A 7,867-nucleotide genomic window follows, 5' to 3' on the forward strand; every position below is an offset into this window, starting at 1 on the left:
CTTTCTCATGCCCTCATGCGACTTCGGGTCAGTCGACCGGGAGGCCCTTCAGGCGCTTCGCGATCGTGGTGAGGCGGGTGCCCTGGTAGCGGGCCGCGGCCAGCACCTTGTCGTCGAGCTCGCCGCTGGAACCGGCGAACGCGGTGCCGTAGGGGTTGCCGCCCGCCGCGTACACGGTCTGGTCCGTGTAGCCGGGGGAGACGATGACCGAACCCCAGTGGTGGAAGGTGTTGTAGAGCGCGAGCAGCGTCGACTCGTTGCCGCCGTGCAGGTTGTACGCGCTGGTGAACGCGGTCGCGGGCTTGTCGGCCATCACGCCCTGGTTCCACAGGCCACCGGCCGTGTCGATGTACTGCTTCAGCTGCGCGGCGATGTTGCCGAAGCGGGTCGGCGAGCCGATCGCGTACGCGTCCGCCCACTCCAGGTCCTCAAGGGCGGCGACGTCGACGTTCGCGGCGGTGGTGTCGACGTGGGCGCGCCACGCCGGGTTGGAGTCGATGGCGACGTCGGGGGCCAGCTCGGGCACCCGGCGCAGGCGGACCTCGGCGCCGGCCTTCTCGGCACCCTCGGCGACGGCCTCGGCAAGACGGTGGACGTTCCCCGTGGCCGAGTAGTAGATGACGGCGACCTTGACGGACATGACGAGCCCTCCTGAAAACCGGATTACTTTCCGCTTCAACGGGATCAGGTTAAGCGGACAGGTATCCGTTTAGCAAGCACGGCAGGTATGCTCAGCTCAGGGGGCAGAGCGAAGGGAAGCCGGGCGGCAGGCCGGGAGCCGAAGGGCAGGGAGCACGTCATGAACACGAGGAATCGAGCGGCCGGGGACGGCGCCCAGATGCTCAATCTCCTCCCCACCGTCGGCGGTCCCGCCCCCGAGCGCGCCGACGCCGCCCGCAACCGGCGCAGGATCCTCGACGCGGCGGCCAGGATCGTCGCCGAGCAGGGCCCCGAGGCCGTCACCATGAACCAGGTCGCGCACGCCAGCGGCATCGGCGTCGGCACCGTCTACCGCCGGTTCGGCGACGTGTCCCAGCTGCTCTGGGCGCTGCTCGACGACCGGGAGCGGCAGTTCCAGGAGGCGTATCTGAGCGGCCCGCCGCCGCTCGGTCCCGGCGCGCCCGCCGGGGAACGGCTCGACGCCTTCCTCGACGCGCTCGTCGACCGGGTGGTCGAGCAGCGCGCGATCCTGCTCGCCGCGCAGACCGCCGCCCCCAGCGCGCGCTACACCAGCGGCGCCTACCTCGCCATGCACACCCATGTCGCCCTGCTGGTCTCCGAGGCCCGCCCCGACGCCCACAGCGGTCTCCTCGCCCATCTCCTGCTCGCCCCGTTCTCACCGAGCCTGATGCATCACCTGTCCCAGGAGCAACAGCTGTCCGCGCCAGAACTGCAGCGGGGAGTCCGCCAGTTGCTCACGCTGCGAGCGGCACCGGACGCCCGTCCGCTGCCCGACGGCCCGTGACGGTACGGGCGGCCCCGGCGGCGCGCGTTCCACGCCTCGGAACGCCCCTGGACCGGGCCCGCCGCCCGGCCGCACGATCGGGCCCATGAGCACCTACCTCCTGCTGCACGGCTTCGAGAACCGCCGCCCGCCCGGCCACTGGCAGCACTGGCTCGCCGGTGAACTGCGCGCCCGCGGCCACGAGGTGCGCTATCCGCAGCTTCCGGAACCCGACGCGCCCCGACTCGCGGACTGGCTGGACGCCCTGACCGAGCACGGCACCCCGCCGAACGACGGGGACCGGCCCGAGGGCGAGTTCGTCGTCCTCGCCCACAGCCTGGGGGTGCTCCTGTGGCTGCACGCGGTCGCGGCCGGACGCGCGCCCGCCGCCGACCGGGTGCTCCTGGTGGCGCCGCCCTCGCCGCGGGTGGCCGCCGGCATCCCGGAGATCGCCGCGTTCGCGGCCGGCCCCGCCGCCGACGCCCTGACCCTGGCCCTGGCCCCGGTCAAGGACACCGCCCGGCTGGTGCACGGTGACGGCGACCCGTACTGCCCCGAGGGCGCCGATCGCGCGTACGGGATCCCGCTCGGCCTCGACATGGACCACGTCCCCGGCGGCGGGCACCTCAACCCCGGCCACGGCTTCGGCCCCTGGCCCGCCGTCCTGGCCTGGTGCGAGAACCCGGAGGTGCGGATCACCGCGCGGGAGGGCTAGCGTCGGCCGGATGCCGACCCCTCCCACCCCCCTTCCCGCCGCCGCCCCCGCACCCGCACTCATTCCGTTCCCCGAACTCGCCCCGTACGCCGAGGGCATGCTCGACGTCGGCGACGGCCACCACGTCCACTGGTCCGTCGCGGGCAACCCCGACGGCAAGCCCGCGCTCGTCGTGCACGGCGGCCCCGGCTCCGGCTCGTCGCCGGGCTCACGGCGGCTCTTCGACCCCGAGCGGTACCGGATCGTCCTCTTCGACCAGCGCGGCTGCGGCCGCTCCACCCCGCACGCGAGCGACCCCGCCACCGACCTGTCGGTCAACACCACGGCCCACCTGGTCGCCGACATGGAACGGCTGCGCCGCCACCTGGGCATCGACCGCTGGCTGCTGTTCGGCGGCTCCTGGGGCGCCACCCTGATCCTGGCGTATGCCGAGACGCACCCGGAGCGCGTCAGCGAGATCGTCCTCGCGTCCGTCACCACCACCCGCCGCTCCGAGACGGACTGGCTGTACGGGGGCGTCCGGCGGTTCTTCCCGGAGGCGTACGAGCGGTTCCGCGCCGGAGCCGGGTCCGGCGCCGGGGACGGAGGGGACGGAGGCGAAGGCGGGGACCGCGCCGAGGACCTCATCCGCGCCTACGCGGCCCTGCTGGACCACCCCGACCCCGCCGTCCGCGAGCGGGCCGCCGCCGACTGGTGCGCCTGGGAGGACGCGGTGCTGTCCGGCGAGAACATGGGCACCCCGTACACCGACCGGATCGACGCCGCCCGGCTCGGCTTCGTCCGGATCTGCGCCCACTACTTCGCGCACGGCGCGTTCCTCGACGAGGGCGTGCTGATCCGGGACGCGCACCGGCTGGCCGGGATCCCTGGCGTCCTCGTGCACGGCAGGTTCGACATGGCCGGGCCGCTGAACACCGCCTGGGAGCTGGCCCGGGCCTGGCCGGACGCCGAACTGCACGTGGTCGAGGGAGCCGGACACCTCGGCGGCGACGAGACCCTCGCCCACCTGATGACCGCCCTCGCCCGGTTCGCGACGACGACCGCCGACGCTGCGACCGCGCATCCGGGGCCGCACCCGCCCGAGTGACCGGCCCCCGCGGCCCGCGACCCGCCGGAGCGGTCCACCGGGCGGGCCCGGGCGCCCGGCGCGATGATCGGGGCATGACCCCCGAGATCCACCTCGCCCAGCAGCCGGACGCCGACGAGCTCCTCGGCCGCTCCCCGCTCGCCGCGCTGGTCGGCATGCTCCTCGACCAGCAGGTGCCGATGGAGTGGGCCTTCTCAGGCCCGTACACGATCGCCACCCGGATGGGCCACGACGACCTGGACGCGCAGGAGATCGCCGCCCAGGACCCGGAGTCCTTCGCCGCGCTGCTCTCCGAGAAGCCCGCCGTGCACCGCTACCCGGGCTCGATGGCCCAGCGGATCCAGCAGCTCTGCCGCTTCCTCGTCGACGAGTACGGCGGCGAGGCGGCGGCCGTCTGGCGGGACGCGGCGAGCGGCAAGGAACTGCTGGCCCGTCTGGAGGCGCTGCCCGGGTTCGGCAAGCAGAAGGCGCAGATCTTCCTGGCGCTGCTCGGCAAGCAGTACGGGGTGACCCCGAAGGGCTGGCGGGAGGCGGCGGGGGCGTACGGCGAGAAGAACAGCTACCGCTCGGCCGCCGACATCACGGGACCCGAGTCGCTCACCAAGGTGCGCGCCCACAAGCAGGAGATGAAGGCCGCCGCGAAGGCGGCGAAGACCGCCAAGTCGGCGAAGTCGGCCAAGGCGAACGGCTCCTCCTGAGCCTCCCCCGCGCGCTCCACTCTCTCCGTCCCGCCCCTACATCGGGCAAACGCACCGGAATTGCGAATTCCCGATGTCAATCCTGTTCGACCTGACAGGAATTGTGTGTGATGTGTTCACAGAAGCCCCCGGAGATCGCTAACTTCCCCTCAACCTCGTACGCATCGGGAAGGACTGGACTTCTGTGAACACATCCCAGCGCAGAGCCGCAGCCGCGCTCGCCGTCGCCGCACTCGCCACCCCGCTCGTGCTCGCGGCGCCCGCCACCGCCACGCCCGACCCGGGAGCGGCCCCGGCCCGTGACGCGGCCAAGCTGGCGAAGAAGCTGACCCGTGAGACGACCGCCAAGGACGCCTTCAAGCACCTGCAGAAGCTCCAGGCCATAGCCGACTCCGCCGGTGGCAACCGGGCCGCGGGCACCCTCGGCCACGACGCCTCCGCCGCGTACGTCTACACGCAGCTGAAGAAGGCCGGCTACAACGTCACGTACCAGAAGTTCGACTTCCAGTTCACCCAGACGCTCGCCGAGAAGGCGTCCGTCGTCTCGCCCGCGCCGCGCGACCTGGCCATCCACGCGATGACCTACACCAAGTCGACGCCGGTCGGCGGGATCACCGCCCCGCTCGTCGCCGTCCCGGTCGACGCCGACGGCACCACCGGCTGCGAGCCGGGCGACTTCGCCTCCGGCACCTTCACCGGCAAGCTCGCGCTGATCAAGCGCGGCGGCTGCACCTTCGCGGTCAAGCAGCAGAACGCCGCCGCGGCCGGTGCCGTCGGCGCGGTCATCTACAACAACGTCGACGGCACGCTGTCCGGCACCCTCGGCGACCCGGCGGCCGGCAAGATCCCGACCGGCGGTCTCAGCAAGGCCGAGGGCGACAAGCTCGCCGCCGACCTCGCCACCGGCCCGGTGAACCTCTCCTTCGAGATCCGCCAGCTCTCGGAGAAGCGTTCCACCAACAACGTCATCGCGGAGACCAAGGGCGGCAACGCCGCCAACACCGTGATGCTCGGCTCCCACCTCGACTCGGTCACCGCGGGCCCCGGCATCAACGACAACGGCTCCGGCTCCGCCGGTCTGCTCCAGACCGCCCTCGAACTGGCCAAGTCCAAGGACAAGATCCGCAACAAGGTCCGCTTCGCCTGGTGGTCCGCCGAGGAGAACGGCCTGCTCGGCTCCGAGCACTACGTGGCCAACATGAGCTCCCTCGACAAGAAGGAGATCAAGCTCTACCTGAACTTCGACATGATCGCCTCGCCGAACTGGGGCCAGTTCGTCTACGACGGCGACAACTCCGACGGCGTCGGCGCCGAGGCCGGTCCCGAGGGCTCCGCCCAGATCGAGCGCGACATCAACGCGTACCTCGACAGGAGCGGCGTCCCGCACGAGGGCACCGACTTCGACGGCCGCTCCGACTACGGCCCGTTCATCGAGGTCGGCATCCCCTCCGGCGGCACCTTCACCGGCGCCGAGGGCCTCAAGACCCCGGCCCAGGCCGCCAAGTTCGGCGGCACGGCGGGCGTCGCCTACGACGTGAACTACCACGCCAAGGGCGACGACATCCGCAACATCGACATGCGCGCCTTCGGCATCAACATCGGCGTCATCGCCAACGCCGTGGGCACCTACGCCCACGACCTCAGCTCGCTCAAGAAGCCGGTCGTCTCCACCCCGACCACCGGCGGCACGGGCAGCGGCGGCGGTCTGCACGCCGACCACGACGAGGTCACCCAGTAAGGACGAGGCCAACCGGTAAGTCGTACGGGCGCGGCGCGGCGCGCCGCCGGGGTCTCACCGCCTCCGGCGCGCCGTACCGAAGATCGAACGGGAGATCTCCCGGCCCAGCTGGGTCCCGATCGACCGCGCGAGGGACTTGAACATCCCGCTCCCGACGACCTGTTCGGCGAGCGAGGGATCCTCCTTCGGCCGGGGAGCCCGCGCCGCCTCGCGCGCGGCCTCCTTGGCCTCCTTCGCGGCCGCGGCCTCCTCGGCCGCCGCCAGCGCCGCCGCCTCCGCCGCCTGCTGCTCGGCGGTCAGCTTCTCGTACGCCGACTCGCGGTCCACCGCCTCCGCGTACCGCCCGTACAGCAGCGAACCCTTCACCGCCGCCTCCAGCTCGGCCGCCGGGATCGGCCCCATCAGCGACTCCGGCGCCCGCAGCCGGGTCGCCGCGACCGGGGTCGGGGCGCCCTTCTCGCTCAGCACGGTGATCACCGCCTCGCCGGTGCCGAGCCCGGTGAGCACCTCCTCCAGGTCGTACGCCGAGTTCGGGAACGTCCGCACGGTCGCCTTCAGGGCCTTCGCGTCGTCCGGCGTGAACGCGCGCAGCGCGTGCTGCACCCGGTTGCCGAGCTGCGCCAGCACATCGCCCGGCACGTCCTTCGGCGTCTGCGTCACGAAGAACACCCCCACGCCCTTCGACCGGATCAGCCGCACGGTCTGCGTGATCGACTCCAGGAACGCCTTCGAGGCCCCGTTGAACAGCAGATGGGCCTCGTCGAAGAAGAAGACCAGCTTCGGCTTGTCGACGTCGCCGACCTCCGGCAGGTCGTTGAAGAGGTCCGCGAGCAGCCACATCAGGAAGGTCGAGAACAGCTGCGGCTTGTCCTGCACGGCGGGCAGTTCGAGTACGGAGACCAGGCCGCGGCCGTCGGCGGCGGTGCGCAGGAACTCGCTGGTGTCGAACTCCGGCTCCCCGAAGAAGCCGCCCGCGCCCTGCTGTTCGAAGGCGGTGATGGCCCGCAGGATCACCCCGGCGGTGACCGTCGAAAGACCGCCGATGCCCTTGAGTTCCGGCTTGCCGGTGTCCGAGACCAGGAACGCGACGACCGCCCGCAGGTCCTTGAGGTCGACCAGCTCCAGGCCCTTGGTGTCGGCGTAGTGGAAGATCAGGCCGAGCGACTGCTCCTGGGTCTGGTTGAGCTGGAGCACCTTGGACAGCAGGACGGGGCCGAAGCTGGTGACGGTGGCCCGCAGCGGGATGCCGGGGCCGATGCCGCCGAGGCCGTAGAACTCGCAGGGGAAGCCGGTGGCCGCCCACTCCTGACCGACCTGCCCGGCCCGCTCCCGTACCTTCTCGCCGTCCTCGCCCGCCGCCGAGATGCCGGAGACGTCGCCCTTGATGTCGGCGAGGAAGACGGGGACGCCGTTGGCGGACAGCTGCTCGGCGATCAGCTGGAGCGTCTTGGTCTTGCCGGTGCCGGTGGCGCCCGCGACGAGACCGTGGCGGTTGAGCATCGGCAGCGGGATGCGGATCGGCGCGTCCGGGTGACACGTCCCGTCCCAGAGCAGGGCCCCCAGATCGAGTGCGGGTCCGTCGAAGGCGTAGCCCGCGGCGATCTCCGCCCAGGGCTGCCCACCGGGCTTCCCGTCCGGCTGCTCGCTGACGCTCATGAGGACCCCTGTCCCGACCGCTGTCCCGACCGCTGTCCGATCGTGTGCGACCCGAATCTGTACGTTTATGTCATGGTTCGTCCCAGCATCGCACCGGGCTCGCGTGGCTGCGCCGGGAGCCGCTCGCCCGGTAGGCTTTCCGTGTGATCTTCAAGCGCATCGGAAACGGCCGGCCGTATCCCGACCACGGCCGGGAAAGCACCCGGCAGTGGGCGGACGTGGCACCGCGCCCGGTCCGCCTCGATCAGCTGGTGACCACCAAGGGCCAGCTGGACCTGGAGACCCTGCTCGCCGAGGACTCGACCTTCTACGGCGACCTCTTCGCGCACGTCGTGAAGTGGCGCGGGGACCTCTACCTGGAGGACGGACTGCACCGCGCCGTCCGCGCGGCGCTCCAGCAGCGCCAGGTGCTGCACGCGCGCGTCCTCGAACTCGACTAGGTTCTGTCGTCAAATGTCACGCCCACATCAGGAGTGATGCGAGGGTGACGGCTGCTTCGTAGGACTGTGCGGTCTTGTCGTAGCGGGTG

General features: G+C 71.7%; 8 protein-coding genes. 6 read left to right on the forward strand and 2 right to left on the reverse strand.

Translation table 11 applies throughout. The features are described 5' to 3' along the window. Positions 1 to 28: 28 nt before the first annotated feature. On the reverse strand, positions 29 to 640 hold the full coding sequence (gene wrbA / locus ACIPXM_RS33950; protein ID WP_401663565.1) for an NAD(P)H:quinone oxidoreductase: 612 nt from the start codon (positions 638 to 640) through the stop codon (positions 29 to 31). Positions 641 to 799: 159 nt separating this feature from the next. Here wrbA and ACIPXM_RS33955 point away from each other — a divergent pair, with 159 nt between their 5' ends. The 5 genes from ACIPXM_RS33955 (at position 800) to ACIPXM_RS33975 (ending at position 5,682) form a co-directional block, all read left to right on the forward strand. After that, positions 800 to 1,465, forward strand: a complete 666-nt coding sequence (locus ACIPXM_RS33955) for a TetR/AcrR family transcriptional regulator (RefSeq protein WP_401663567.1) — start codon at positions 800 to 802, stop codon at positions 1,463 to 1,465. A gap of 85 nt (positions 1,466 to 1,550) precedes the next feature. Further along, a complete protein-coding gene (locus ACIPXM_RS33960; RefSeq protein ID WP_401663569.1) occupies positions 1,551 to 2,159 on the forward strand; it encodes an RBBP9/YdeN family alpha/beta hydrolase in 609 nt (202 codons plus the stop codon). A gap of 10 nt (positions 2,160 to 2,169) precedes the next feature. Then, the gene (gene pip, locus ACIPXM_RS33965) at positions 2,170 to 3,246 is read left to right on the forward strand and encodes a prolyl aminopeptidase (RefSeq protein WP_401663572.1); all 1,077 of its coding nucleotides are present in this window, start codon (positions 2,170 to 2,172) and stop codon (positions 3,244 to 3,246) included. A gap of 74 nt (positions 3,247 to 3,320) precedes the next feature. Next, the gene (locus tag ACIPXM_RS33970; RefSeq protein ID WP_401663575.1) at positions 3,321 to 3,944 is read left to right on the forward strand and encodes an HhH-GPD-type base excision DNA repair protein; all 624 of its coding nucleotides are present in this window, start codon (positions 3,321 to 3,323) and stop codon (positions 3,942 to 3,944) included. 184 nt (positions 3,945 to 4,128) lie between these two features. Next, a complete protein-coding gene (locus ACIPXM_RS33975; RefSeq protein ID WP_401663578.1) occupies positions 4,129 to 5,682 on the forward strand; it encodes a M28 family metallopeptidase in 1,554 nt (517 codons plus the stop codon). 54 nt (positions 5,683 to 5,736) lie between these two features. Here the strand turns inward: ACIPXM_RS33975 and ACIPXM_RS33980 are convergent, their stop codons facing one another. Further along, entirely contained in the window at positions 5,737 to 7,338 is a 1,602-nt protein-coding gene (locus ACIPXM_RS33980; RefSeq protein WP_401663581.1) for a helicase HerA-like domain-containing protein, read from the reverse strand. A gap of 143 nt (positions 7,339 to 7,481) precedes the next feature. On the opposite strand from ACIPXM_RS33980, the gene ACIPXM_RS33985 reads away from it, so the two are divergent. After that, positions 7,482 to 7,778, forward strand: a complete 297-nt coding sequence (locus ACIPXM_RS33985) for a type II toxin-antitoxin system VapB family antitoxin (RefSeq protein WP_003949502.1) — start codon at positions 7,482 to 7,484, stop codon at positions 7,776 to 7,778. Positions 7,779 to 7,867 lie beyond the last annotated feature (89 nt).

This window comes from Streptomyces sp. NPDC090025, from assembly GCF_044748125.1.
Lineage (GTDB): Bacteria > Actinomycetota > Actinomycetes > Streptomycetales > Streptomycetaceae > Streptomyces.